Genomic DNA, 25,414 nt, shown 5'->3' with positions numbered 1-25,414 from the left:
GTCATCCCCCTAGTTGTGACCGATCTTCGGTACGCGAAACATTAATACCGAAAGGTCTTTAATATTCAACCGCGCGTAAGAGTCACCGGCACCCCATTGAAGATCGCATTGCCGGACGGCGCGTCCACCAGCGAATCATCGGTCAGCGCATTGGCATTGACGCCCGCGTGCGCCCGCGCCACCGACTGGGTGCTGTCCTCGTGTCCCCACCCGTGCGGCAGGCTCACCACCCCGGGCATGATGTCGTCGGTCGGCTCGACCTCCACGGTCAGCGTGCCCGCCGCCGATTTCACGATGGCGGTGCCGTTCAACCCGAGCCGGGCCGCGTCCTGGGGATGAATGTGCAAGGTGCACTTGTTCGATCCGCCCACCAGCGGTGGGACATTGTGCAACCAGCTGTTGTTGGATCGCAGCTGTCGCCGACCGACCAGCACCATCTCGGGCTGCTCGGCCCGCAGCCGGGCCCGCAGACGTTCCAGATCGGCCAGCATTTCGGCGGGCGCGAGTTCGACCTTGCGGGAGGCGGTCCGCAGCACGCCGGGCAGCCGGGATTCCAGCGGACCCAGGTCGATGCCGTGCGGATTGTCCAGCAGCACCTGGAGATTCAGCTTGCCGCGCCACTCGTTGGTGTCATCGGGAGTCGACGCCCACTCGCCGAAGGGTCCGAGCCGCAGCATCATGTCGATGCGCTGCTCGGTGGTGTTCTCGCCCAGCAGTTCCTTGCGCCGATCGGCCATGCCCGCCTTGTGCAGGGTCCCCGCGATGACGATCTCGTCGACCACGGTCAGCGGATCCAGACCCGGTTGCGGCTCCTGACCGGAGACCGCGAGCGCCAGCCGCGCCAGCACCTCCGCCTCGGACATCTCGCCGTCGGCCAGCGGCACCAGCGGCCGCGAGTACCGCGCGTAGTTGTGCACCGCGAAGTTGAGCAGCGCGAAATCGTAGTGCGGCGACTGCAGAATGCGCGGGGGCGGCAGGATGACGTCGGCGTGCCGGGTGGTCTCGTTGAGGTAGCGGTCCACGCTCACCATGAAGTCGAGCCCGGCGAAGGCGGCGTCCAGCCGCGCGCCGCTGGGCGCGGACAACACCGGATTGCCCGCGACGGTCACCATGGCCCGAATCTGCCCGTCACCCGGGGTGAGAATCTCGTCGGCCAGTGTCGCCACCGGCAATTCGCCCATGGCCTCGGGCAATCCGCGCACCCGGCTGCCCCAGCGCGCGGTCCGGAACGGCCGCGTGCGCACGATGCCCAGGGCGGCCCCGGTGGCGAACATGGCCCCGCCGGGCGCGTCGAGATTGCCGGTGAGCGCGTTGATCACATCCACCAGCCACTGCGTGAGCGTCCCGAATTCGGCCGTGCAGGTGCCGATTCGGGCGTAGACGGCCGCGGTCGGCGCGGCGGCCAGCTCGCGGGCGAGGCGCACGATGGTCTCGGCCGGAACCCCGGTCCGCTCGGCGACCAGCTCCGGCGTGAAATCGACCGCGGCGGCGCGCACTTCGTCCAGCCCGTTCACCTCGACCCGCACCTCGACGAGCTGCTCGGCGAACAGCGTGTGCACGATCCCGAACAGCAGGTAGGCGTCGCTGCCCGGCCGCACGAACACATGCTCATCGGCCAGTTTGGCGGTGCGGGTGCGTCGCGGGTCCACCACCACGAAGCGCCCGCCGCGCTGCCGCAGCGCCTTCAGCCGGCCAGGGAAATCCGGTGCGGTGCACAGTGATCCGTTGGATTCCAGGGGATTCGCGCCCAGCATGAGCAGATAGTCGGTGCGATCCAGATCCGGCACCGCCACGGTGAGCGGATCGCCGAACATGAGTCCGCTCGCCACCTGCTTGGGCATCTGGTCGGCGGTGCTGGCCGAGAACAGGCTCCGGGTGGCCAACGCCCGGATCAGCAGCGGCACGTACAGCGCCCCGGCCACCGTGTGGGCATTGGGATTGCCCAGGTACAGCCCGACCGCCTGATTGCCGTGCGCGGCCGAGACCCGCGGCAGCCGTTCCCGGATCACCCCGAACGCCTCGTCCCAGCTCACCGTGCGCCAAGTGTCGGTGGCGCGATCGCGAATCATGGGCGCGGTCAGTCGATCCGGATCGGCGTCGAGATGGCCCAGGGTCGCGCCCTTGGGGCAGAGGAAGCCCTTGCTGAAGGGATCGGCGTGATCGCCGCGTACCGAGGTGACGCGATCGGCGCTGTCGAGGGTGATTTCGAGGCCGCACACGGCCTCGCAGAGCGGGCAGGTGCGTAGCAGTGTCCGGGGGCTGTCCGTGACGTGGGTCATACCCCATGATCGCCCGGAGGCGGCTCGGGCGAAACACCCGCGGTGCCACTCGCGTTTCCGATGCCGGGGCCTCGGGCCATGTCCGTTATCTCTGAATTCGCAACGTTTCGAGCCGGATACAGCGAAACCCGCGAGCGCCGGGGTGCACTCGCGGGTTTCGCGTCGTTCTTAAAGCCGGTATCAGGAGGCGATACGCGCGGCCTTGGTAGCGCCCTTGGCGGCGGCGCGGACCGCGGCGGCGATGGCCACCACCGGCGGGACCCAGCGGGCCTCGTGCGGGGCGACGCCCCAGCAGGCCGCACCGGCGGACAGCTTGCTCGGCGGCAGCGGGATGCCCGCGCCGTCGGTGTGGACGGTGACACCGGCCTCGCGCAGCGCCTCGATGGCGCGCTCGGCCTTGCGCAGCCCGGTCACCAGGTGGATCTCGCGGCGCTCGGCGCCCGGGATCTCGATGACCGGACCGGTCAGATCATTGGCACGCAGGTAGCGGCGCACGAACGCGGCGGTCTCGCCGGTGACCTCGATGCCCGAGATCTCGTCGTCGGTGACCAGGCAGATGCCATTGGCGGTTTCGGCGACCGTCCAGCCGCGCCGGATGTAGTCCTGCGCAGATTCCGCAACGGAAGACGAAAACGTCGTACGCACTGGATTCTCCATTCCCCGGTAGATCTAGTTCCTGCTCTGTGCGACGTATCGGCGGGAGGCGTCCGGGTCGTTACACACCCTTTTTCACCAAAGGTCCGGTTGTGTGCCGAATCGGCGGTTGCCCGGTCTGTTTTGACCCATTAGTGAAGTTGTCGCAGAAGAGACGCCACCCCTCTACAACGGATCTGCCTGCGGCAACGGTGTCAAGGGCGCTGGAGCCCCCTCGTGGCCCGACACGGGCGCAGGGGCGGGACGTGTTCTACAACACACTGTCTCGGACTGCCCCCGCCCCGTGACACCGGAGACACTGGATCCGCCGAAAAGGTCTGCGGGAGAGGAGATCGTCGGCATGGCCGACCAATCGGGTGGGAACACCGCCGACGCCGAATTCGAGGAGTTCGACGAGATCATCACCGAGGGCCGCTGGGCGGCCTTCAAGGAGTCCGCGACGCGGCGCATGTCCCGGCGCATCGCCGCCGAGGAGACCGCCGAGGAACCGGTCGAACCCTTCGCCAGCCCAAGCGCTTTCGGCTCCTGGAGCGTGGACGCCGCGCGCGCCCTGCTGGACGTGCAATTCCACCGCGCCGCGACCCGCACCCTGCTGCCGCTGGCGTATCTGCTGGGCCTGGCGGGCGCCATCGCCATTCCGATCGTGGGAACCGTAGGGCTGTGGCGGATTTCGGCCTGGCTGGGCATCGTCTTCGCGGTGGTGTTCGCGATTCCGCTGGGCCTGGTGATCGCCGCGACGGTGCGCCTGCTGCTGGAGTTCGTGCTCAACGCCTCCCGGCTGGCCGCCCGCGTCTCGCACATCTCCGATATGGCCGACGATCTGTTCCAGGCGCTCTCGGATGTGGCGGAACCGGTCAATCAGCTCTCGAAAGATGTTCAGGCCGTGCAGTTCTGGCGCTTCCGCAGGCGGTCGTCGAGGAAGTAGCCTTGATAAAGGTCGCCATCCTAACCACCCGGCCGCGTCCCGCGTCCATGGATCGCTGAGTTTTCCTGTGCAACAATGCGATCGCAACACTGGTATAGGGGGACGAATGGCTCTACCGCAGGGGATTACCGGATCGACCGTGCCGCGTCGGCAGCTCGGCCGACACCTGCGCGACCTGCGTAATCGCGCACGGATGACGACCCGGGTGGCCGCGCAGCGCCTGGAATGGTCCGAGGCCAAGATCTGGCGCATCGAAACCGGGCAGACCTCTTTACGCAGCCTGGACGTCGAGGCCATGTGCCGGATTTACGGTGCCCCCGAGGACGCCATCGAACCGCTCACCACGCTGGCCCGCGAGACCAAGGCCCGCGGCTGGTGGACGGAATTCAGCGATGTGATCGACGAGGGCTACGAGGTCTACATCGGCCTCGAGGAGGCCGCCGGGCGGCTCACCACCTACGAGAACGAGCTGGTGCCAGGGCTTTTGCAGACCGAGCAGTACATGCGCGCGGTGCTCGCCGGGGCCTACCCGGGCATCTCGACCGAACAGATGGACCGGCGGGTGCGGGTGCGCCTGGCGCGCCAGTCCCTGATCACGCGCACCGAATCGCCGCTGCAGCTGGATGTGGTGATCTCCGAGGCGGTGCTGTGGCATCGCATCGGCGGCGACGAAGTGACCCGCGGTCAGCTGGACCGGTTGCGCGCGTTCGGTGAACTGCCCAATGTCCGGCTGCGGGTGCAGCCCGCCGATTGCGGCTACCACCACGGCATGGATGCCGGTCGGTTCGTCTTGCTCGAATTCCCCACTGCCGCAGGCGAACCCACCGAGCCCCCGGTGGTCTACGTGGAATCCCTCACCGGCTCCTCGTATCTGGACAAGGAGCACGAGGTGGAGCGCTACCGCGAGGCCTTCACGGGCGTGAGTTCCCTTGCGGTGGCGGCGCTTCCGGTGATCGACACCCTACGCGCCGCCGTCTAGCAAAAACTCGCCGCCATCCGGCTCAGGCCTGCGGGGACCCCAGGGTCTCCGCGAGCACTTCCCGGTGGGTGGGCGCGGCTTGCCTGTGCAGTTCGCGCCCCTTGTCGGTGAGGCACACGAAGATCGCCCGGCGATCCTCGGTACACAGGGTGCGATCGACGAGACCGTCGCGCTCGAGCCGAGCCACGGTGCGCGAGAGCGCACTCTGGCTCAGATAGATGTCATTGGCGAGATCGCTCATCTTGCAGCTGTCGCTGCCGGCTTCGACGAGGCGGTCGAGGGTTTCGAATTCGCTGAGCCCGATGTGGTGGCGGCCTTGCAGTTCCTTTTCCAGGGCGCACGAGGTCGTCGCGTGCCGGGCGAGCAGATCGCGCCATTCGCCCACCAGCCCGGACGTCTCGAAAGACGTTGCCACGGGCCGGTCGACAGGCGCTGTCGGCTTCGGCATGCGGCCCATCCTAGTGGTTCCGGCCAAACCATGCAACCGCATTAAATGCTTGTGCATTTGATGCGCGTGCATGTACTGTCGCTTCTCGTGACTTCCACCGAGATTCGCCCCGCAGTGAGCACCGCGGCCGACACCACGCAATGGACCGGTCGGCTCTGGGGCATGCTCATCACCCTGTGCATCGTGCTGTTCCTCGACGGCCTCGACGTGTCGATGATCGGCGTCGCGCTGCCGTCCATCGGCACCGAACTCCACATTCAGACCTCCACCCTGCAGTGGCTGGTCAGCGGTTACGTGCTCGGCTACGGCGGCCTGCTGCTGCTGGGCGGCCGCACCGCCGATCTGCTGGGTCGCCGCAAGGTCTTCCTCATCGCCCTGGCCGTGTTCGGATTGGCCTCGCTGGCGGGAGCTTTGGTGAGCTCCCCGGCCCTGCTGATCCTGACCCGCTTCGTGAAGGGCCTGGCCGCCGCGTTCACCGCGCCGACCGGTCTGTCCATCATCACCACCAACTTCGCCGAGGGACCCGCCCGCAACAAGGCGCTGTCCATCTACACCGTCTTCGGCGCCGGCGGCTACTCCATGGGCCTGCTGTTCGGCGGCCTGATGACCGGCCTCGGCTGGCGCTGGACCTTCCTGCTCCCGGTCCCGGTTGCCGCGGCCGCGCTGATCTCCGCGTATTTCGTTGTCCCCAAGGACAAGCCCGCCGAGGAGGGCGGCCACGATCTGCTCGGCGCGCTGCTGTCCACCGCCACCATGCTGCTGCTGGTCTACACCGTGGTCTCCGCGCCGCAGGCGGGCTGGGGCTCGGCCCGCACCATCGGATCGTTCATCGCCGTGGCCGTGCTGGGCGCCGCGTTCGTCTACACCGAGAACAAGGTGCGCTACCCGCTGGTGCGGCTGGGCATCCTGCGCAAGGGCACCCTGGTCCGGGCCAGCCTGGCCATCATCGCGGTCGGCGGCTCGTACTTCAGCTGGCAGTTCATCACCACGCTGTACCTGCAGGACACCCTGGGCTGGTCGCCGCTGAAGCTGTCGATGGCGCTGCTGCCGGTCGGCCTGCTGGTGGTCGCCTCGGCCTTCGTCTCCGACAAGCTCGTGGACCGCTTCGGCACCGGCCCGATCATCGCCATCACCATGGTGGTCATGGCCGTGGGCTACCTGATGTACCTGCGCATCGACACCGCCCCGTCCTACCTGACCGTGCTGCTGCCCGCGGTGCTGCTGGTCGGCATCGGCTGGGTCGGCTTCCCGGCCATCAACATTCAGGCCACCAGCGGCATCGAGGATGACGAGCAGGGTCTGGCGGCCGGTGTGCTGCAGACCGCCATGCAGGTCGGCGCGGCCATCGTGCTCGCGGTGACCACCGCCATCGTCACCTCGAGCGTGCCGAGCAACCCGACCCCCGCGGCCATGCTCGACACCTACCGTCCCGGCCTGGAATTCGCCGCCGGCGTGTCGATTGTCGGAGCCCTGGTGGCCCTGACGGTCTTCCTGCCCAAGCTGCGGGCCCGCCGCCAGGAGGCCCGTGAGCTGGAGGTCGAACTGGTCGGCTAGTACCCATCGGCCGGGCCCGCCGCTCACACGGGCCCGGCCGTCACCTGGAAAAAAGAAGGGGCGCACCGCGATCGCGGTGCGCCCCTTCGTCGTTTCGTCAGTGCGGCTGCTTCAGGTCCGCCAGGCGCGGGGCCGCCGCGTCCTTGGCGGACCGGATGAACTCGAGGGGTTCGCCATTGCGGCCGACGGTCGGCCACTCGATCCCCAGGTCCGGATCGAAAGCGTCCAGGTCCCGGTCGAATTCGGGGGAGTACTCGAGCGAGCACAGGTAGTTGACGGTCGAACCGTCCTCGAGCGAGAGCAGCGCATGACCCAGGCCCTCGGCCAGATACACCGCCTTGCGCTCCACATCGTCGATGACGACCGCGTCCCAGGTGCCGAAGGTCGGCGAGTCGCGGCGCAGATCCACCACCACGTCCAGGAACGCCCCGCGCACGCAGGTCACGTATTTGGCCTGGCCGGGCGGGTTCTCGGTGTAGTGGATGCCGCGCAGCACGCCCGCCGCCGAGGTCGAGATATTGACCTGCAGCAGATCGAAGGGGCGGCCCACCGCCTTCTCGAATTCCGAGGCCTTGAACGACTCGTAGAAGACCCCGCGATCGTCGCCGCGCAGCCGGGGCGTGAACTCCCACGAGCCGGGTATCGACAGTTCCCGAATGCGCATGCCCTACTCCCAGGTTCGCCCGTGGTCCAGCAGGCCCAGCAGGTATTTGCCGTATCCCGAGCGCACCAGCGGTTCGGCCAGTCGGGTCAGGTGATCGTCGTCGATGAAGCCGAGCCGCCAGGCCACCTCTTCGGGCACACCGATCTTGAGGCCCTGGCGCTCCTCGATGGTGCGCACGTAATTGGCGGCGTCCAGCAGGGAGTCGAAGGTGCCGGTGTCGAGCCAGGCGCTGCCGCGGGTCAAGACCTGAACCTGCAGGCGGCCCTGCTCCAGGTAGGCGCGGTTGATATCGGTGATCTCGTATTCGCCGCGGTCCGAGGGCTTCAGGTCGCGGGCGATGGCGAGCACATCGTTGTCGTAGAAGTACAGGCCGGGAATCGCGTAGTTGGAGCGCGGCTGTTTGGGCTTCTCCTCAATGGAAATGGCCCGGCCGTCGGCGAATTCGACCACGCCGTAGGCGGTCGGATCCGAGACCCGGTAGGCGAAGACCGCGCCGCCGTCGAGATCGTGGAAGGTCTGCAGCTGGGTGCCCAGGCCCGGGCCGTGGAAGATATTGTCGCCCAGCACCAGTGCGGCGGTATCGGTGCCGACGTGGTCGGCCCCCAGCACGAAGGCGCGGGCCAGGCCGTCCGGCTCGGGCTGCACCACATAGGTGATGGAGACGCCGAACTGGCTGCCATCGCCCAGCAACCGGGTGAAGGCCTCGTTGTCCTCCGGGGTGGTGATCACCAGAATGTCCCGGATCCCCGCCAGCATGAGGGTGGACAGGGGGTAGTACACCATCGGCTTGTCGTACACCGGGACCAGCTGTTTGCTCACCCCGCGCGTGATCGGGTGCAACCGTGATCCGGTGCCCCCGGCCAGGATGATTCCGCGCATGTCACGACAGTCTGCCAGTTCGATCGCGGAGCGCGGCGGTCAGGTTCCGAGTCGACTTCGAATCGATCACGCCCGTTTACCGGCGGCCCGATCTGGCGATTTCTGTTGCGTAGGTCACGTTCTCATGGTGTTCTGAAATGACGCTATGTGAGATGTCAGCGCCGACTCTCGCGCGCCGGGTTTGCCGAGCCCTCGGTCTCTTCCGGACGAACGGCTCGGCGCGCCAACAACGAGGTAGGTGCGCGATGACTCACGACACGCCCGTCCAGAACCCCGACCGGACCAGCGCCGCCGCGCGCAGCCTGACAGTCTTCTCCCGCACCGTGATCCGGCCCGCCGGTGACCGCGCGACGGTCACGGTGGGCTCGATGCCGGTGGTCAACGCCGTCATCAACAGCCTGGCCAAACTCCGCCCGAACCCACGCGGGGTGGAACGGGAGGAAGTGCGGCTCAAGGGTTTCCGCATCGAGATCGTCCGGCCCGCCGGTGCCAGTAGGTCATTGCGCGACGGCGCGGTGCTCTACATGCACGGCGGCGGCTTCTTCCTGTGCGGGCTCGACACCCACCGCCCGGTCGTGGCGGCGCTGGCCCGGCGCACCGGACTGCCGGTGGTGAGCGTGGAATACCGGCAGCTGCCGAAGACCGACATCAACGGCTCCGTCGAGGACTGCCTGACCGCCTACAAATGGCTACTGGTGCACGGTGTTCCGGCCGCGCGCGTGGTGTTCGCCGGTGACTCCGCGGGCGGCTACATGACCTTCGCCACCGCCCTGCGCGCCCGCGACACCGGACTCCCCGTCCCCGCCGGGCTGGTCGGGCTGAGCCCCGCGCTCGATCTGGACTGCACCGAGAAGCGCGCTCACCCCAACTACCGCCGCGATGCCCTGATTCCGTTGTCCGCCTTGGAATCCGTCGTCAAGATCGGCGCGGAGGTCGACGGCCGACTGGATCCGCGCATGTCACCGGTCAACAATGTGCTCGCGGGGCTGCCGCCCGCGCTGCTCATCATCGCCGAGGACGAGGTGCTGCGGCACGACAGCGAGATCATGGCCCAGCGCCTGGCCCAGTCGGGCGTGCCCGCCACCCTCGAAATCTGGCGCGGGCAGGTGCACGCCTTCCCGGCGATCTTCCCGAACATGCCCGAGAGTCGGGCCGCCCTGGCGCATGTGGCGCGCTTCGTGCGCGAGCGGCTCGCCGCCGAGCAGATCGCGCGCACCGCGTAGGCGGACCATCCGCGCGCGTAATCGGTTCGATCAGAGCCTGATTGATGATGTGGGGCTCGGGGCGGTCCGGCCTCGGGCCCCACATCTGCTCCCGGACGAGCGAAACCCCCACCCGGATGATCCGGGCGGGGGTTTCGTAGAGCTGCGGTCCGCGTATTACTTGGACTGGATGTGCGGCCCGTTGATGGTCGAGAAGTACTGGATCGCGGCGGCGATCGCGACCGGGGCGGTCACGAACAGCTGACCGGCGATGGTGCCCAGGAAGCCGACGGCGGCCATGCCACCGAGGCAGCCGATGGCGGCGGCCGGGATGAACGGACCGAAGAGGCCGACGATGGTGGCCGAGGCAGCGCCCGCGCCCATGATGCCACCGAGGACGCAGCCCAGGGCCGCGCCACCGAGGCCACCGACCAGGGTGCCGATGGTGGCACCGGTGGAGATGGTGTCCTTCATGCGGTTCCAGGCGGCCTGCTCACGGTCGTAGTCCGACTTCCACGGAGCCTGGTCCTCGTACGGCAGAGCGACGTCCTTGACGTTCTCCGGGGTGTACTGGGCGTGGTCCATGTCGACCTGCGGGGTCAGGGTCGCGGTGTTGCCCGAGATGTCGGCGGCGATCGGGAAGGTGAAGTCGTCCACCTTCAGCTGCAGCGGCATACCGGCGACAACGTTGCCGTTGGCGGCCTTGATCTCGAAGTTGCCGTTCTCCACGACCAGCGAACCGGCATCCGTGCGGATGACCGTGTTGGTCTCGGTGTTGGTGGCGGTGTAGTTGATCGGCGCGTTCGCGTCGGCCGCGGGGGCGGCGTTCACGGTGCCAGCGGTAACGGCCACAGCGGCGGTCACCAGCGCCGCAGTGGCGGCAAACTTCCTCATCAGCATTGTCTAGAAACCTCATCGAAGAGCTCGGGGGGACAACACGAATCGAAATGGAGGACAGCTAACGAGCGGTGAACCCATCGTGACCGTTCGTTCAAATTTTGTTCACCATCAGGATCGTGCGGTCTGCAAGGTAGTGGAAAACCACTGCATGCGAAAGGTTTTCGCGCGTATATCTGATCAGGCTGATCGTTACCTGAGAACCGGTATGTGACGAAGGTCACAGCTGTCGCTTGCAAAGTCGTGACCGCTTCGCCGTGTTTGTCACGGTGAGGACACCAAATGTCGTCATTTCAGCCTGGGGTCGGCCTTTCAATTAAGTACATATGTTTCACCCGGATGACCGATTCCGCGCACGTCGAGAGTCGGTTTGGTGTAAAGAAGGCAACTTCCTCGACCCGACGTCGGCGTCGGCCCCGGCCGACGTAGTGTTTCGGTGTGCGACTGCTCGTAACCGGAGGCGCCGGGTTCATCGGCGCGAACTTCGTCCATCAGACCGTGACCATGCGTTCGGGTGTGCACGTCACCGTGCTGGACAAACTCACCTATGCGGGTAACCGGGCCTCGCTCGACCCGGTCGCGGACCGAATCGAGTTCGTGCACGGCGACATCGCCGACACCGCGCTGGTGGATCGCCTGGTCGGCGGTGTGGACGCGGTCGTGCATTTCGCCGCCGAATCACACAATGACAATTCGCTGGCCGACCCGTGGCCGTTTGTCCAGACCAATATCATCGGCACCTATTCGCTACTCCAGGCGGTGCGCCGACACCAGGTGCGCTATCACCACATCTCCACCGACGAGGTGTACGGCGATCTGGAACTCGACGACCCCAAGGCATTCGACGAGAGCACGCCCTACAACCCGTCGAGCCCCTACTCGGCCAGCAAGGCCTCGAGCGACATGCTGGTCCGCGCGTGGGTGCGCTCGTTCGGGGTGCGGGCCACAATCTCCAACTGCTCCAACAACTATGGGCCCTACCAGCACGTGGAGAAGTTCATCCCGCGCCAGATCACCAATCTCATCGACGGGGTGCGGCCGCGGCTCTACGGCAGCGGCCACCAGGTGCGCGACTGGATTCACGTGGACGACCACAACAGCGCGGTATGGGAGATCCTGGAACGCGGGCGCATCGGGCAGACCTACCTGATCGGCGCGGATGGCGAGCGCGACAACAAGTCCGTGGTCGAGATGATCCTGCAGGCCTTCGGCCGCGCGCCCGACGATTTCGACCACGTCACCGACCGTCCGGGGCACGATCTGCGCTACGCCATCGACTCCTCGCTGCTGCGCACCGAACTTGGCTGGGAGCCGCGCTATCGCGATTTCCGCGAGGGCCTGGCCGCCACCGTCGCCTGGTATCGCGACAACGAATCCTGGTGGCGCCCACAGAAAGCCGTCACCGAATCGGCCTACGCCGCTGCGGGCGAACGGGTCCTCTAGGCCCAGTCCCGCCGGTAGTCGGCCCAATCCTGTTCGGTGGCAGCGAAATCCACATACAACGCGACACCGAAGGCGCGGCGGCCGCGGTCGGTGCGCGCCAAACCCACACGGACACCACGGATTCCGGCCGCCACGGTCTCGGCCGCCGCATGGTGGCCGAGACCGTCGGTCCGGAAGGCGGGCAGGCCCATCAGCAGGTCCACCGTGGGCGGTGTCACCTGGAGGGCGAGAGTGGTTTGTTGGGCGATATATCCGCCATAGAGCGAACGGGTCGGCATGGCGGTGTCGTAGGACATGACGGCGATTTGGTCGACGCGCCGTGCCACCCGCGCGAAATAGTCTTGCGACCACCATTTCCCATGGTCGAACAGCGCCAACCCGACCGAATGCAACCCGGGTAGCGGATCGATAACCGGAGCCGATACGGACAGCAGTGCGTGGTGGGCCGACGTGACCGCGCGCACTTGCTCGAGCAGGGTGATATAGCCGGTCGAACCGGACCGCACCGGTTCGAAATCGAAGTGAATACCGTCGAATCCGAGATCGAGGACCTGGGTCGATGTCATGACAACACGATCGCGAGTCGCCGGATCACCGGTATTCAGCCCATCGAATTCGGGGGCGAGCAAATCTCCGAGCCAGGCTTGGACGCGAATTCCCGGCAGCCTTCGATGCACGGCGTCGATGAACCATCGGGCCTGTGGATACAGCTCCGCGCGCAGTGTGCCGTCATTGTCGAGCGGCCCGGTGTGGACGTACAGATCCTCGATTCCGGTTCCGGCCAGCCGAATTCCCAGCTCGGCGAGATCGGCGTCGGATTTGCGCCCGTCGATCCAGGCGTGACCCAGCCAGAGTGCGTCCCGTCCCCGGGTCCGAGCATCGTCCCGCAGTGTCCCGGCGTCCGCGAGCCGCAGATAGATTGCGGCCGCGCCGACCGGTGTCAGCACCACGCAGACAATGACCAGCAACCCCAAGGCTATTCGCCGGGGGCGGCACCCGCGCCGCCACCACCTCACCCCCACCAGCGCATGCTAGCGGCGAATTCGGTGCCCGGCGAGCCGGTTTCAGCCCCAGACGATGGTGGAGTACTTGACCACCGCCGCGATGAGCGCCACCGAGGTCGCGGCCACCACGGTGATCGCCGCGCCCCGCGTCGGGAAGCGGCCGGCGGCGTCGGTGAGCCGCACGGGCATCCAGCGCAAGAGCACGGCGAGGGCCAGCAGCGCCAGCGGCACGAAGTAGCGGCCCTGCACACCGTCGATGATGAAGTAGCCGACCGGGGTGAAGGACATGTACAGCGTCACGTAGATCATGGCCACGCTGGCGACCACCGTCAGCAGCACCAGCCAGGTGCTCAGGCGGCTCGCGCCCCGGGGCGAGAACCGCTCGGCCGCACCGACGCTCACGGTGAAGGCCAGCAGGCTCGCCAGGATGGTCAGCGCGGGCACCTCCACGTAGGAGAAGCCGAGCTCACCGAAGAACTGGACGAACCAGTGCTGGTCGCGGCGCGCGATGCTGTCGCCGAACACCCGCACGAAATGGCCGGGATCGGTGAGGATGCCGTGCAGCTGATCTCCCGGACGGACGCTGCCCCAATCCTTCTTGGGGCGCATCAGGCTCATGCCGTCACCGGTCGGCGCGGCGATCTTCATCCACACCGCGAACGCGACGGCACCGATCCCCGCGGCCGCCCACGGCAGCACCCGCTGCCACGGCGCGACCCGCTCGCCGGCCCCGAAACCGAAGCGCCGCGCCGGAATCAGCACGGTCAGCATGGCGATCAGCACGTAGGTCGGCTTGCACACCGGCAGCAGCACGGTGGCGGCCAGCGCGGCCACCGTCTCCGGCTTGGACAGCCGCTCGCCCAGGAACAACCCCTTGACCACCAGCGCCGACACCAGCAGCGCCAGCGCGTTGGTGACGGTGTCCGCGGTGACGGTCCCGGCCTGGAACAGCGCGATGGGCAGCACGGCGATGGTGAACGCCAGCCACTGCACCCGGTGCCCGCGCAGCACGCGCAGCGCGAAGCCGACGATCAGCAGGTACGCGATGAGCCCCGCCCACCGGGTGGCCAGCACCATCCCGCCCGCGTTCAGGTCGAGGGCTTCCGCGATCCGAATACCCAGCGCCGGAGGCACATACGGGATGGGGGAGTAGGCGGCGGTATTGGTGAACCAGACCTGCTTGGTGTCGGAGGTGGACACTGCCGCCGCGCCGAGCCGGTCGTAGACGTGCGGATCCGCGACCATGGGATCCTGCTCGTCGTCGCGATCGCGCTGGTAGTCGTTGAAGGCGTAGCTCATCAGCGCGTCGATGCTGACGGGCACGTCACCGCCCCACGCGGGCCCGCGGTCGTCGTGGATCTTCTCCGGCAGGAATCCGCCGTGCGCGACCTGGTAGGCCCGGCCGAACTGGGTGATCTCGTCGTGTCCCCAGAACGGCGGCGTGAGCACCGACCACACCGCCCCGAAAATGCCCGCGACCAGCAGGAAAACCAGTGCCGCCGAGCCGAACCGGCGCTCCACGCCGATCACCGCGCGCCGCAGGGCGGGCCGGTGCTCGGGTGCGGCGGCCGGAATCTTCTCCGGTGCCGCGAGGGCCGGATTCTCGTTCGCTTCGGTAACCACGGTGTCCGATTCTGCTGTGCCGTTCGAGTTCTGTCCGGCAAGCTCCACGGTCATCGCGTAGAACCGGCCGCGTTGTCCTCGCCGACCGCGGAATAACGCAGGTACATCAGGCGAGCTGCCTCGTGCCGGGAGCGGCGGATGCCGTCCAGGATGAGACCGGCGGTCCAGGCCAGGCTGCCCAGCAGCAGCAGTGTGAAGCCGAGGAACAACGTCGGGAACCGCGGAACGGTGTGGGTCTGATAGAACTCGATCACTATGGGCGTGATCAGGATGACCGAGACCAGCCAGGCCAGGGTGCCGAACAGGCCGTAGAAGGCGACCGGTCGCTCGTGTCTGGCCAGGCCGATGATCAGGCGCAGGATCTTGAAGCCGTCGCTGTAGGTGCGCAGCTTGGATTCGCTGCCCGCGGGCCGATCACGAAAACCGACCGGCACGGCTGTCTGGGGGACCCGCAGGTGCTGCGAGTGCACGGTCAGCTCGGTCTCGATCTCGAATTCACGCGACACGGCCGGGAAGGACTTCACGAACCGCCGGGAGAAGACCCGGTAGCCGCTGAGCATGTCCTCGACGTTCTCGCCGAAGACCTTGCCCACCACGCCATTGAGCACCTTGTTGCCGGTCTCGTGGCCCGCGCGGTAGGCCGATCCGGCCTCGACCTCGCGGCGCACGCCCAGCACGTGGTCGTAGGGACCCTCGAGCAGGGTCCTGATCATCTCGGGGGCCGCGGCCGCGTCATAGGTGTCGTCGCCGTCGACCATGAGGTACACGTCGGCCTCGATATCGGCGAAGGCGCGGCGGACCACATTGCCCTTGCCCTTGCGATTCTCGGTGCGCACGATCGCACCGGCCGCGCGCGCCTTCTCGGCGGTGGCATCGGTGCTCAGATTGTCGTAGACGTAGACGACAATGCCCGGGACGGCGGCCTTCAGGTCGGTGACGACCTTCGCGACGGCGGCCTCTTCGTTGTGGCACGGCACAATGGCGGCAATACGAAGCTCGGTGGAGTCCACCCGGTCAATCCTCTGATCGGAGGCGAATATGAACACCGGGAGGGTACCCGACCTTGACAGGAATATGGATGCGGCGGGGTTGGGGTACCGTCGGCCGGTGTCTGCGAACGAGTCCACCACGGTGAGCGAGCCCTCGGTGAATCCCTCCCTGACCGGCAAGATCAGGGGGCTGCTGCAGCGGGGCGGGGCGTTCCTGGTGGTCGGGGCGATCGGATTCGTCGTCGACGCGGGCACCTACAACCTGCTGGTCTTTCTCGGCGGCGAGGGCCCGCTGTTCCACGCCCCGCTGGTCGCCAAGATCATTTCCATCGGTGTGGCGACGGTGGTCACCTATTTCGGCAACAAGTGGTGGACCTACTCCGACCACCAGGGCGATACCGGGGCCCGGCACATCCTCATCTACGCGGTGCTGAATGTGTTGGCCATCGGGCTGCAACTCGGGTGCCTCGGCTTTTCGCGTTATGTTCTCGGACTGGCCAGTCCGTTGGCGGACAACGTTTCCGGAACGCTGATCGGTCAGGCCGTGGCCATGGGGTTCCGATTCTGGGCGTACGGGAAATTCGTCTTCACGCGAACACCCGAAAACGATCGTTAGCGCGGGTTCGCGCTGCCGCGACCAATAGCGATTGATATTCTCGCCACCGCCGAGCAAGACAGTGGCGGTGCGACCACGTCGGATGAGCCGGTGTCTCAGTATTCAAAGGATGTCGAGGGATTCATGGATGCGTCGGCTGGCCAGGCCGTGACCGAAACCGAGGACCGCAAGGGCGAGGCAGCTCCGGCGACCCTGCGCGCGGAGCACGCCGCGCCGGAGCGCCTGGTGCTGGCGCGGGGCATCTTCACCGGGCCCGCGCCGAAGATCAGCGATGAGCTCTACGCGGTGGCCAAGGGCAAGGTGAGCCGGGAGCGGCAGACGCTACGCCTGGAGAAGGGCGCGTCGGTTCACACCAACACCTACTTCGGTCGCTTCGCCGCCGCCTATTGGCAGCGCTGGACCTCGGTCACCGAGGTCGAGGTGGGCATGACCCTCGAGGTGAGCGGCAAGGTGCGGATTCGCTTGGCCGCCTCCGATATCGCGGGGCATCGCCGGGTGGTCGACACCGCCGTGGTCACCGAGACCGGCCGGGTGGCGCTGCGCGCGCCGCTGGACATGTACATCGACGGCGGCGCGATCTGGCTCGAGATCGAGGCCCTCGGCGGCGAGGCCGTGGTCACCGATCTGGCGTGGACCGCCGCCGCGCCCGAGCACGTGCGCCCGGTGGCCATCGCCATCTGCACGTTCAACCGGGCCCAGGATTGCGCCAATACCGTTGCGGCCCTGGCCTCCGACCCGACCGTGCTCTCGCTCATCGACGCGGTGTACGTGGTGGATCAGGGCACCGACCTGGTCCAGGATCAGGCGCTGTTCACCGAGACCCAGCCGCGCTTCGGCGACAAGCTGCGCTACATCCGGCAGCCGAATCTCGGTGGCGCGGGCGGTTTCACGCGCGGTCTCTACGAGGTGTCCGCGGCCAATGAGCACGCCGACGTCATCCTCATGGACGACGACATCCTGTGCGAGCCCGAAACCGTGTTGCGGCTCAACGCCTTCGCGAATCTGACCGTGGAACCCACCCTGGTGGGCGCGCAGATGCTGTTCCTGTTCAACCCTGACTACCTGAATGTCGGTGCGGAGGAAACGAATCTGGGCAAGCTGCGCCACGGCCAGAAGGTGGCCAAGGCGCTGCGCAACACCTCCATGCTCAAGAAGCATCAGGAACGCCGCGTGGACGCGGGCTACCAGGCCTGGTGGACCTGCCTGATCCCGGCCGAGGTGGTCGAGCGGATCGGGCTGCCGGTGCCGATCTTCTTCCAGTGGGACGACGTGGAATACGGCCTGCGCGCCCGGGAGAACGGTTTCGTGACCGTCACCCTCCCGAACGCCGCGGTGTGGCACGCCGACTTCTACTGGAAGGACTTCGACGACTGGGCGCGCTACTTCTCCTCGCGCAACTCGCTCATCGTGTCCTCGCTGCACCACGACCTGGACGCGAAAGCCGTTACCCGCCAGCTGTTCCGGGAGATCAGCGAATATCTGGTCGGCATGCAGTACGGCCTGGCGCACACCACCCTGCAGGGCATCGAGGACTACCTGAAGGGTCCGGAGATCCTGCGCGACGGCGGTATCGAGGCCCTCGCCAAGGCCCGCGGCTCGCGTTCCGACTACCCGGAGACCATCAAGCATCCGGCCGCCACCTCCCCGGTCCCCAATGCGCACCTGCACGTGCGCCGCGCGGGCGGCGAGCCCAGCCACCCCCTGCTGGTCCTCTACAAGCGCGCCCTCAACCAGTGGCTCGGCCGCACCATCCCCGGCCCGGTCGCGGTCACCCGCGAGGACGCCCACTGGTGGCACGTCGGCCTGTTCGACCACGTGGTCGTCACCGACGCCTCCCAGTCCGGCGTCCGAGTCCGCAAGCGGGACAAGGAAACCGCCCGCAAGTTGCTGCTGCGTGCCTACCGCGTCCTGAAGCAGCTGCGCAAGGAGCTCCCGAGCCTGCAGCAGCGCTGGCGCGCCGCCATGCCGGAACTCACCAGCCGCGAGAACTGGGAACGCCTCTACGGAATCGACTAGAGGGCGGGATATTCGCCTGAACATGGCCCGGGACCCTTTGTCCCGGGCCATGTTCCGTTCCGAGCCGACGCGTCAGAGGAACAGGTCGGTGGTGAGGGGCCCGTCGCCGGGGACCACGCGGTACTTGTCCAGGTCGGTGATGCCGTGTGCGGCAAGGACTTCGTCGTCGATGAAGAAATTGCCGGTGGTGTCCTTGGCGGGGGAGGTGAGGACCAGGTAGGCGGCGTCGGCGTAGATGTCGGGGGTGCGGGAGGTGGCGATCATCTCCTCGCCGCCGAGCAGGTTCTTGACCGCGGCGGTGGCGATGGTGGTGCGCGGCCACAGGGAGTTCACGCCGATGCCGTACTTGCGCAGCTCCTCGCTCAAACCCAGTGTGGTGAGCGACATTCCGTACTTGGCGATGGTGTAGCCCAGCGCCATGCCCGCCCACTTGGGGTCCAGGTTGAGCGGTGGGGACAGGGTCAGGATGTGCGGGTTGCGCCCGGCCTCGGCGGATTCGCGCAGGGCCGGAATGCTCAGCTTGGACAGCAGGAAGCTGCCGCGGCAGTTGATGTCCTGCATGAGGTCGTACTTCTTCATGGACAGCAGTTCGGTGGGGGAGAGGTCGATGGCCGAGGCATTGTTCACCACCATGTCGATGCCGCCGAACCGCTCCCGCGTCTGCCGCACCGCATCCGCGACCGCCTCGTCGTCGCGCACATCGCCCAGATACTTGAGCACCGTCCCGCCCGCCGCCTCCAACTCGGCCGCCGCGGTGTGAATGGTGCCGGGCAATTTCGGATGCGGCGCATCGGTTTTGGCGATGAGGGTGACGTTCGCCCCGTCGGCGGCCGCCCGCTTGGCGATCTCCAGCCCGATCCCGCGGCTGCCGCCCGACATGATCATGGTCCGGCCCGCCAGCTGCTTCGATGCTTCGGTCATGGCTCCGCTCCCGTTCCGTTGTGGTCGCCCCGAATCCGATCATCCGCGCCCGGATTGCCCGGCGGGGCGGAAACTCTCGCATCTCGGACAGTAGGCCAGAAATGATCTATATGCAACAAGGTGCATAGGGTAGCGCTGGCACTACCACCGCCCCGGTCGCGCGCGCGACTCCGATTCGGGTGCCCGGGGCATGGGCCGCGGCTACCCGCGCCCCTAGCCTCGAAAGGGCCGGAAAACCGGCCTGAACAGGAGGAATGTCTTCGATGAGCGCAATGCGTCGGCCGCGCGGCCGAGTCCTGCTGACGGGTGTCGCGGTGCTGACGGCGCTGCTGGCCCAGGCCTGCGGCACCGACTCCGGCACGGCCGAATCCTCGCGCAAGGAGACGTACCGGGCGGTCACCCAGGCCCTCGACACCGTGGTCCGCAGCGGCTTTCCGGGTGCCCAGGCGGTCTTCGACGGTCCGGACGGTCATCACGTGCTCACCGCCGGCGCGGGCGACCTGAGCACCGGCGCACCCATCCCCGCGGACGCCCGGGTGCGGATCGGCAGCAATACCAAGACCTTCATCGCCACCGTGGTGCTGCAACTCGTCGGCGAGGGCCGGGTGGAGCTCGACGCTCCGATCGAGCGGTACCTGCCGGGCGTGGTGCGGGGAAATGGCAACGACGGCAACCGCGTCACGGTCCGCCAGCTGTTGCAGCACACCAGCGGCCTGCCCGATTATCTGGCGGGCCGGGACCCCGCCGCACCCGGCTCCGAGCAGTTGACCGCGGATTCGGGCCGGCTCCGCAGCGCCCATTACGAACCCGCGGACCTGGTACGAATCGCCATGGCCATGCCGCCGCAGTTCGAGCCGGGCGCGCGTTCGGTCTACACCAACACCAACTACATCCTGCTCGGCATGCTGATCCAGCAGGTGACCGGCCGCCCGGCCGCCGCCGAGGTCGGCACCCGCATTCTGGAACCGCTGGGTCTGCACGACACCTACTTCCCGGACTCGCGCGAAACCGGTATCCGTGGACCGCATCCGCGCGGCTACCACGAAGTCGACGGCCACCGCGAGGATTACACCGAGCTGGACCCGTCCTGGGCCGATACCGCGGGCGCGATGATCGCCACGCCGACCGACCTGAACCGCTTCTTCACCGCCCTGCTCGCCGGAAAGCTGTTGCCGCCCGCCCAGTTGACGGAGATGAAGAAGACGGTCCCCTGGGACCGCGGCGAACCCGGGTCCGGCTACGGGCTCGGGCTGATTCGCCAGGCCAGCTCGTGCGGCAAGGAGGTGTGGGGCCACGGCGGCAGCATCCCGGGGTTCGGCACCCACACCGGGGTGGCCGCCGACGGCACGGCCGTGGTGGTGACCGTCAATCAGCTCCTGGCCGACCGGACCGCCTCCGACGTGGTGACCAAGGCCTTCGACACCGCCTTCTGCTCATGAGGAAGGTCCCGTTCCCGCTGCTGTGCGCGATGACCTGGACCCGGCGCGTACTGACCGCGTTCGCCGTCACCGGTCTGGTCGCGGCGGTGGCCGTCACCACGACCGCCGTCACCGAACACGCCGCCGCCGAACCTTTGAATCGCTACTACGGCCAGCACGTCGACTGGAAGTCCTGTGACGAACCGGGCCTGGACGGCTTGGGCGCGCGGTGCGCCGATGTCACCGTGCCGCTGAATTACGCCGAGCCGCAAGGCCGCACGATCACCGTCGCCATCTCCCGCATCCCGGCCACCGATCCGGCGCGGCGGCGCGGGGTCGTGCTCTCCAATCCGGGCGGCCCCGGCGGCGCGGGCCTGGACTACTTCGTCGAGACCAGCAAGGCCATGACTCCCGAGGTGCGCGCCCGCTACGACCTGATCGGCATGGATCCGCGCGGCGTCGGGCGCTCGTCGGCGGTGAACTGCCACTGGCCGCACGGATTCGGCCTGCAGTTCGCCGGACCCGATGCGAAGAGCTTCGCCGAATCCGTCGCCGATCAAGCCGATCTGGCGGCGCGCTGCGTCGCGGCGGAGGGGGATCGCCTGCCGCACTTCACGACTCGCAATACCGCCCGGGACATGGATGTCATCCGGGCGGTGCTGGGCCAGGACAAGATCAGCTACCTGGGCACGTCGTACGGCACCTACCTGGGCGCGGTCTACATGCAGATGTTCCCGGAGCGCTCGGACCGCATGGTGCTCGACGGCACCGTGGATCCCCATCGCTACGGTGCGGCCGGCATGGTGCAGGACATGGGCGCGCCCAATGAGGCCGCGCTCGATGCCTGGGCGGCCTGGACCGCGGAGCGTGACGGCGAATACCACCTCGGCGCGACCGGTGCCGAGGTGCGCGGCTCGGTGCAGCGGTTGATCGAACGTGCTGCCGCCCAGCCGATTCGAATCGGCGACTTCGGGGTGAACGCCCATGCCTTGCCGCTGGTGCTATACATCGCCTTCGACTCCCCGCACGGCTACGGCCTTGCCGCCCAGCAGATCCGGGAACTGACCGATGCCGCCGACGGCAAGCCGGTGCCACCGGATGAGGATCTGGCGGGCAAGCTGGCCACGATTCTGCGCGCCCAACCCCGCGACCTGTCACCGCAGATGGCGATCCTGTGCGGCGATGTCGGCGTGCCGCGCGATCCCGCCTGGTACTGGCGCAATCTCGAGGCGTCCCGGGCCACCCAGCCGGTCTTCGGCGCGCTGGCCGACAACATCACGCCCTGCGCGTTCTGGGCCCCGCCGATCGAAACACCCACGGCCCTGGCGAATTCGGTGCCGAACCTGATCATCCAGGCCACCGGCGACACCCGCACCAACTACGGCGGCGCACTCGCCATGCACCGGGTGCTCACCGGCTCCCGCATGGTGACGCTGCAGGACGTCGCCATCCACTCGATCCTGGGCCGGTACCCGAACGCCTGCGTCTACGACGCTTTCAACACCTATCTGGCCGACGGCACCCTGCCCGCCGCGGATGTCACCTGCCGCGACGACTGATCATCCGGCGTTCAGATAGGCGAGCACGGCCAGCACCCGGCGGTGCCCCACCTCGTCGGCGGCCAGTCCCAGCTTGGCGAAGATGCTCCGAATGTGTTTGAGCACAGCGCCTTCGGAGACGACGAGGCGCTCGGCAATGGTCGCGTTGTCGAGCCCCTCGGCCATGAGCGCCAGTACCTCCCGCTCGCGCGGGGTCAGTGCCGCCAGCGGATCGTCGCGCTTGCGGCGCACCAGCAGTTGCGAGATCACCTCCGGATCCATGGCGGTGCCGCCCGCCGCGACCCGTCGCAGCGAATCCAGGAACCGATCCACCTTCCCGACTCGCTCCTTGAGCAGATACCCGATCCCGCCCACCCCGTCCCCGAGCAGTTCGGCGGCATAGCTGTCCTCGACCCACGCCGACAGCACCAGTACCGGCAGCCCGGGATGAATCTGCCTGGCGCGCACCGCCGCCCGCAGCCCGTCATCGGTGAACGTGGGCGGCATCCGCACATCCACCACCACCGCGTCGGGCCGGTCCGCCGTGACCACCCGCAGGAAGTCGTCGGCATTGTCGACCGCCGCGACCACCTCGATACCGGCGGTCTTCAGCAAGAGCGCCAGTCCTTCGCGCAGCAGTGCGTCGTCCTCGGCGATCACCACCCGCATGACACCACCGGCTCTCTCACGATCCACACGGCAACTCCACCCGCACCACGGTAGGCCCGCCCGCCGGACTGCTCAGCACCATCCGTCCGTCCAGCGCCTCGGCCCGCCGCCGCATCCCGGCCAGCCCGCCGTCCTCGATCTCCCGCGCTCCACCGACCCCGTCATCCCGAATCTCCACCGCCAGCCGGTCGCCATCACCACCGATCGCGACTCGGAGGTGCTGTGCTCCAGAATGTTTCGTCGCATTCGCGATTGCCTCCGTGACAACGAAGTACGCCGCCGCTTCCACCGCCGCGGGTCTCCTCGCCGTATGCGGCGGTGTGGATTGCGCTGTCGCCACCGGGGTGTCGAAGGCGAGTTCGACCGGAATCGGCGAGCGGGCCGCGAGCGCCGAAATCGCGCTGTTCAGACCGCGATCGGCCAAAACCGGCGGATAGACGCTGCGCACCACTTCGCGCAGTTCCGACAATGCGGCCTCCGCGGTGTCCTGTGCCTTGCGCACCAGCTCCGCCGCCGCATCCGGATCTCGTTCTCGCAGTTGGTCGGCCAGGCCCAGCTGCATGATGACGGCCGCGATCCGGGCCTGCGCGCCGTCGTGCAGATCGCGTTCGATGCGTCGCAGTTCCGCCCCGTGCGCATCCAGCGCCGCCGCGCGCGTGGCGGTCAGCTCCGCCACCCGCACCGACAAACGCGTACCGCGCGCCGGACCGAGCAGTGCCCGGGCCAGCAGGGCTTGCCCGTGCGCGACGACCGGAATCTGGAGGGCGAGTGCCGCCACCGGAATCGCGATGGCGGCACTCCATCCCGCGAGCGGCCACGACGTCACGGCGAACCCGAAGCTGTCGACGGGCGAGTCGGGTGGAACCAGCCGCCAATACGCCGGAATCGCAGCCTGATTGAGCACACTGAGGGGCAGGCCCACCGCGAAGAGCGCGATCACCAACCCGGTGAGGGCCTGCACGATCAGCCACTCGATATCGCGCCGATTGGCCGGATCCCGGAACACCGTCGACAGCCGCCGGGTGAGATTCCCGGTGACGGGTCGGTACTCGACAGCGATGGGTGCACCCAGTCGCCGCCCGGCCCGCCGCCGCTCGAAATTGGCCAGCGGCCGGACCAGTCGCACGGCCTCGGGAATCGTCGGAATTCCCACGCCGAGCAGGCTGGTCCCCGCCACCAGCAAAAGCCCGGTCACCGCGAACAGCGCGGCCACCCCCGTCAACCCTCCGACCAGCAGGTACGCCACCGCTCCCGGCAGCTTGCGCGCCCGGTCCAGGATCCACCGTGCCGTCTTCACGGCCTCGGCCTGGGCTGGTCGGCCATCAGCGGCGGCCGGGCATTGGGATACACACGTCCAACCTAACCGGCCCGGGCTCAGCGCTGTTTGCCGCCGCGTTCCTTGTACATGCGGCGCTGTTCCTTGTTGATCTGCTTCCAGACCTTCGTGCGTTCGGCGCGGGCGCGGGCGTCGCTGCGGGACGCCAGCCATGCGTTCTCCCGGCTCAGCTTGCGGTAGCTGGTCAGGCGGCGGCGGGGCAGCGCCCCGGATTCGATGGCCGCGAGTACGGCGCACCCCGGTTCGGTCTCGTGCGCGCAGTCGGCGAAACGGCATTGCGCGGCGAGGGATTCGATATCGCTGAAGGTGCGGCCGATGCCCTCGGCGGCATCCCACAGGCCGATCGACCGCAGGCCGGGGGTGTCGATGAGGGTGCCGCCGCCGGGCAGTGGCCGCAGTTCGCGGTGCACCGTGGTGTGGCGGCCGCGCTTGTCGGCCTCGCGGACCTCGCTGGTGGCGAAGACCTCCGCGCCCAGCAGGGCGTTGGCGAGCGTGGATTTGCCCGCGCCGGAGGGGCCGATCAGCGCGACGGTGCCGGAGAGCAGCGAGCCGAGCACATCCATGCCGACACCCGAGGTGGCGCTGACCGCGAGCACGGTCACGCCGGGCGCGGCGGCCCGCACGTGGTCGAGCGGAATATCCCGCGCCAGATCGGCCTTGGTGAGCACCACGACCGGTTGCGCACCGGATTCCCAGGCCAGGGCGAGCAGCCGTTCGATGCGACCCAGATCGACGTCGCCGTCACCGGCGGTGCAGACCAGCACGGTGTCGACATTCGCGGCCAACACCTGCTGCGCGGAGCGGGCCCGGGCATCGGGCTGTCCGGAGACCGCGGCGCGCACGATCGCGGTCCGGCGCGGCAGCAGGGCGCGCACGATGCGACCGCGATCGATGGCCACCCAGTCGCCGGTGCACAGCCCGCTGATCTCGGAATCGGATCGGGGGAGCTGAGCGCGGACGACCGTCGCCGTCGATCGACTCTGATAGTCGGGCGTGGGAAGCGGTGCGGCGATATCGCATTCGCTGCGATCCATGCGGATCACGCGCGCGGGAACCAGATCCTCGCCGAGCAAGGGTGCGTAGTCGGCCGCGAGGGCGGAGTTCCAGCCGTAAGGAAGGAGCAGGTCGAAATCGACCGAAGGCATGAGGAGTCCTTTGACGGGCCGAGCCCGGAAGACGGACTCAGCGTGGGGAATTCGAGGTGGATACGCGTGGGGCGAAAGTTCGCCCGGGCACGGCAATCCGCACGGTCTCTGTCACGTGGTCCACCTCCCTCACTCACTCGATGCCGAACAAGAACGGGGACAACCTTCTCAGGTCGTCCCCGCGCGTGCAACGTATTTTTCTCTTGGGGTTTCAG

General features: G+C 67.8%; 22 protein-coding genes. 9 read left to right on the top strand and 13 right to left on the bottom strand.

Translation table 11 applies throughout. The features are described from left to right. Window positions 1–65: 65 nt before the first annotated feature. A complete protein-coding gene (locus VMT65_RS22165; RefSeq protein WP_326310213.1) occupies window positions 66–2,279 on the bottom strand; it encodes a molybdopterin-dependent oxidoreductase in 2,214 nt (737 codons plus the stop codon). Window positions 2,280–2,459: 180 nt separating this feature from the next. Continuing rightward, window positions 2,460–2,936: a hypothetical protein gene (locus VMT65_RS22160; protein WP_442790276.1), complete on the bottom strand. Its 477-nt coding sequence runs from the start codon at window positions 2,934–2,936 to the stop codon at window positions 2,460–2,462. A gap of 337 nt (window positions 2,937–3,273) precedes the next feature. On the opposite strand from VMT65_RS22160, the gene VMT65_RS22155 reads away from it, so the two are divergent. Then, window positions 3,274–3,858: a DUF4282 domain-containing protein gene (locus VMT65_RS22155; protein WP_326310211.1), complete on the top strand. Its 585-nt coding sequence runs from the start codon at window positions 3,274–3,276 to the stop codon at window positions 3,856–3,858. Between the two features lie 106 nt (window positions 3,859–3,964). Beyond that, window positions 3,965–4,837: a helix-turn-helix domain-containing protein gene (locus VMT65_RS22150; RefSeq protein ID WP_326310210.1), complete on the top strand. Its 873-nt coding sequence runs from the start codon at window positions 3,965–3,967 to the stop codon at window positions 4,835–4,837. Between the two features lie 22 nt (window positions 4,838–4,859). Here VMT65_RS22150 and VMT65_RS22145 read toward each other — a convergent pair whose 3' ends face one another. After that, window positions 4,860–5,285, bottom strand: a complete 426-nt coding sequence (locus tag VMT65_RS22145; RefSeq protein WP_326310209.1) for a MarR family transcriptional regulator — start codon at window positions 5,283–5,285, stop codon at window positions 4,860–4,862. A 162-nt stretch (window positions 5,286–5,447) separates the two neighbouring features. Between VMT65_RS22145 and VMT65_RS22140 the strand changes: the two genes are divergently transcribed. After that, window positions 5,448–6,839 carry an MFS transporter gene (locus VMT65_RS22140; protein WP_442790290.1) on the top strand — a complete coding sequence of 464 codons (1,392 nt, stop codon included), beginning with the start codon at window positions 5,448–5,450 and terminating at the stop codon, window positions 6,837–6,839. Between the two features lie 97 nt (window positions 6,840–6,936). Here the strand turns inward: VMT65_RS22140 and VMT65_RS22135 are convergent, their stop codons facing one another. Continuing rightward, entirely contained in the window at window positions 6,937–7,503 is a 567-nt protein-coding gene (locus VMT65_RS22135) for a dTDP-4-dehydrorhamnose 3,5-epimerase family protein (RefSeq protein WP_326310207.1), read from the bottom strand. Between the two features lie 3 nt (window positions 7,504–7,506). Beyond that, a complete protein-coding gene (rfbA, locus tag VMT65_RS22130; protein ID WP_326310206.1) occupies window positions 7,507–8,382 on the bottom strand; it encodes a glucose-1-phosphate thymidylyltransferase RfbA in 876 nt (291 codons plus the stop codon). A 245-nt stretch (window positions 8,383–8,627) separates the two neighbouring features. Here rfbA and VMT65_RS22125 point away from each other — a divergent pair, with 245 nt between their 5' ends. Further along, the gene (locus VMT65_RS22125; RefSeq protein ID WP_326310205.1) at window positions 8,628–9,605 is read left to right on the top strand and encodes an alpha/beta hydrolase; all 978 of its coding nucleotides are present in this window, start codon (window positions 8,628–8,630) and stop codon (window positions 9,603–9,605) included. A 156-nt stretch (window positions 9,606–9,761) separates the two neighbouring features. Here VMT65_RS22125 and VMT65_RS22120 read toward each other — a convergent pair whose 3' ends face one another. Beyond that, on the bottom strand, window positions 9,762–10,484 hold the full coding sequence (locus tag VMT65_RS22120; RefSeq protein ID WP_326310204.1) for a hypothetical protein: 723 nt from the start codon (window positions 10,482–10,484) through the stop codon (window positions 9,762–9,764). A gap of 435 nt (window positions 10,485–10,919) precedes the next feature. Between VMT65_RS22120 and rfbB the strand changes: the two genes are divergently transcribed. Then, entirely contained in the window at window positions 10,920–11,924 is a 1,005-nt protein-coding gene (rfbB, locus tag VMT65_RS22115; protein ID WP_326310203.1) for a dTDP-glucose 4,6-dehydratase, read from the top strand. Here rfbB and VMT65_RS22110 read toward each other — a convergent pair. The 3 genes from VMT65_RS22110 to VMT65_RS22100 are packed head-to-tail and all read right to left on the bottom strand — an operon-like array spanning window position 11,921 to window position 15,561. Then, window positions 11,921–12,946 (bottom strand): hypothetical protein, encoded by a 1,026-nt coding sequence (locus tag VMT65_RS22110; RefSeq protein WP_326310202.1) that lies wholly within the window; start codon window positions 12,944–12,946, stop codon window positions 11,921–11,923. The two genes, rfbB and VMT65_RS22110, sit on opposite strands and share 4 nt — an antisense overlap. Window positions 12,947–12,988: 42 nt before the next feature. Beyond that, on the bottom strand, window positions 12,989–14,551 hold the full coding sequence (locus VMT65_RS22105; protein ID WP_326310201.1) for a DUF2142 domain-containing protein: 1,563 nt from the start codon (window positions 14,549–14,551) through the stop codon (window positions 12,989–12,991). Window positions 14,552–14,601: 50 nt separating this feature from the next. Next, complete coding sequence (locus tag VMT65_RS22100; RefSeq protein WP_326310200.1) at window positions 14,602–15,561, bottom strand: glycosyltransferase; 960 nt, start codon at window positions 15,559–15,561, stop codon at window positions 14,602–14,604. Between the two features lie 97 nt (window positions 15,562–15,658). On the opposite strand from VMT65_RS22100, the gene VMT65_RS22095 reads away from it, so the two are divergent. Then, window positions 15,659–16,156, top strand: a complete 498-nt coding sequence (locus tag VMT65_RS22095) for a GtrA family protein (RefSeq protein ID WP_326310199.1) — start codon at window positions 15,659–15,661, stop codon at window positions 16,154–16,156. Between the two features lie 123 nt (window positions 16,157–16,279). Next, on the top strand, window positions 16,280–18,172 hold the full coding sequence (locus tag VMT65_RS22090) for a glycosyltransferase (RefSeq protein ID WP_326310198.1): 1,893 nt from the start codon (window positions 16,280–16,282) through the stop codon (window positions 18,170–18,172). 72 nt (window positions 18,173–18,244) lie between these two features. Here the strand turns inward: VMT65_RS22090 and VMT65_RS22085 are convergent, their stop codons facing one another. After that, the gene (locus VMT65_RS22085) at window positions 18,245–19,093 is read right to left on the bottom strand and encodes an SDR family oxidoreductase (RefSeq protein WP_326310197.1); all 849 of its coding nucleotides are present in this window, start codon (window positions 19,091–19,093) and stop codon (window positions 18,245–18,247) included. A gap of 263 nt (window positions 19,094–19,356) precedes the next feature. Here VMT65_RS22085 and VMT65_RS22080 point away from each other — a divergent pair, with 263 nt between their 5' ends. Both VMT65_RS22080 and VMT65_RS22075 read left to right on the top strand, forming a co-directional pair. Beyond that, the gene (locus VMT65_RS22080) at window positions 19,357–20,532 is read left to right on the top strand and encodes a serine hydrolase domain-containing protein (protein ID WP_326310196.1); all 1,176 of its coding nucleotides are present in this window, start codon (window positions 19,357–19,359) and stop codon (window positions 20,530–20,532) included. After that, window positions 20,529–22,070, top strand: coding sequence for an alpha/beta hydrolase (locus VMT65_RS22075; RefSeq protein ID WP_326310195.1), 1,542 nt, complete (start codon window positions 20,529–20,531; stop codon window positions 22,068–22,070). Before VMT65_RS22080 ends, VMT65_RS22075 begins: the two co-directional genes overlap by 4 nt. On the opposite strand, the gene VMT65_RS22070 is transcribed toward VMT65_RS22075, so the two are convergent. From VMT65_RS22070 to rsgA, 3 genes are all read right to left on the bottom strand, one after another. After that, window positions 22,071–22,718 (bottom strand): response regulator transcription factor, encoded by a 648-nt coding sequence (locus VMT65_RS22070; RefSeq protein ID WP_326310337.1) that lies wholly within the window; start codon window positions 22,716–22,718, stop codon window positions 22,071–22,073. 16 nt (window positions 22,719–22,734) lie between these two features. Then, entirely contained in the window at window positions 22,735–24,015 is a 1,281-nt protein-coding gene (locus tag VMT65_RS22065) for a sensor histidine kinase (RefSeq protein ID WP_326310194.1), read from the bottom strand. 77 nt (window positions 24,016–24,092) lie between these two features. Further along, entirely contained in the window at window positions 24,093–25,199 is a 1,107-nt protein-coding gene (gene rsgA, locus VMT65_RS22060; protein ID WP_326310193.1) for a ribosome small subunit-dependent GTPase A, read from the bottom strand. Window positions 25,200–25,414: the final 215 nt, after the last annotated feature.

This window comes from Nocardia sp. CDC153 (assembly GCF_035818515.1).
Lineage (GTDB): Bacteria > Actinomycetota > Actinomycetes > Mycobacteriales > Mycobacteriaceae > Nocardia.
This window is presented reverse-complemented; position numbering and strand designations above follow the sequence as displayed.

Bases quoted from the DNA above. Each gene is read 5' to 3' on its own strand.
- VMT65_RS22165 (WP_326310213.1), bottom strand. From the start codon at position 2,279: ATGACCCACGTCACGGACAGCCCCCGGACACTGCTACGCACCTGCCCG.
- VMT65_RS22160 (WP_442790276.1), bottom strand. From the start codon at position 2,936: ATGGAGAATCCAGTGCGTACGACGTTTTCGTCTTCCGTTGCGGAATCT.
- VMT65_RS22155 (WP_326310211.1), top strand. From the start codon at position 3,274: ATGGCCGACCAATCGGGTGGGAACACCGCCGACGCCGAATTCGAGGAG.
- VMT65_RS22150 (WP_326310210.1), top strand. From the start codon at position 3,965: ATGGCTCTACCGCAGGGGATTACCGGATCGACCGTGCCGCGTCGGCAG.
- VMT65_RS22145 (WP_326310209.1), bottom strand. From the start codon at position 5,285: ATGCCGAAGCCGACAGCGCCTGTCGACCGGCCCGTGGCAACGTCTTTC.
- VMT65_RS22140 (WP_442790290.1), top strand. From the start codon at position 5,448: ATGCTCATCACCCTGTGCATCGTGCTGTTCCTCGACGGCCTCGACGTG.
- VMT65_RS22135 (WP_326310207.1), bottom strand. From the start codon at position 7,503: ATGCGCATTCGGGAACTGTCGATACCCGGCTCGTGGGAGTTCACGCCC.
- rfbA (WP_326310206.1), bottom strand. From the start codon at position 8,382: ATGCGCGGAATCATCCTGGCCGGGGGCACCGGATCACGGTTGCACCCG.
- VMT65_RS22125 (WP_326310205.1), top strand. From the start codon at position 8,628: ATGACTCACGACACGCCCGTCCAGAACCCCGACCGGACCAGCGCCGCC.
- VMT65_RS22120 (WP_326310204.1), bottom strand. From the start codon at position 10,484: ATGCTGATGAGGAAGTTTGCCGCCACTGCGGCGCTGGTGACCGCCGCT.
- VMT65_RS22090 (WP_326310198.1), top strand. From the start codon at position 16,280: ATGGATGCGTCGGCTGGCCAGGCCGTGACCGAAACCGAGGACCGCAAG.
- VMT65_RS22085 (WP_326310197.1), bottom strand. From the start codon at position 19,093: ATGACCGAAGCATCGAAGCAGCTGGCGGGCCGGACCATGATCATGTCG.
- VMT65_RS22080 (WP_326310196.1), top strand. From the start codon at position 19,357: ATGAGCGCAATGCGTCGGCCGCGCGGCCGAGTCCTGCTGACGGGTGTC.
- VMT65_RS22075 (WP_326310195.1), top strand. From the start codon at position 20,529: ATGAGGAAGGTCCCGTTCCCGCTGCTGTGCGCGATGACCTGGACCCGG.
- VMT65_RS22070 (WP_326310337.1), bottom strand. From the start codon at position 22,718: ATGCGGGTGGTGATCGCCGAGGACGACGCACTGCTGCGCGAAGGACTG.
- rsgA (WP_326310193.1), bottom strand. From the start codon at position 25,199: ATGCCTTCGGTCGATTTCGACCTGCTCCTTCCTTACGGCTGGAACTCC.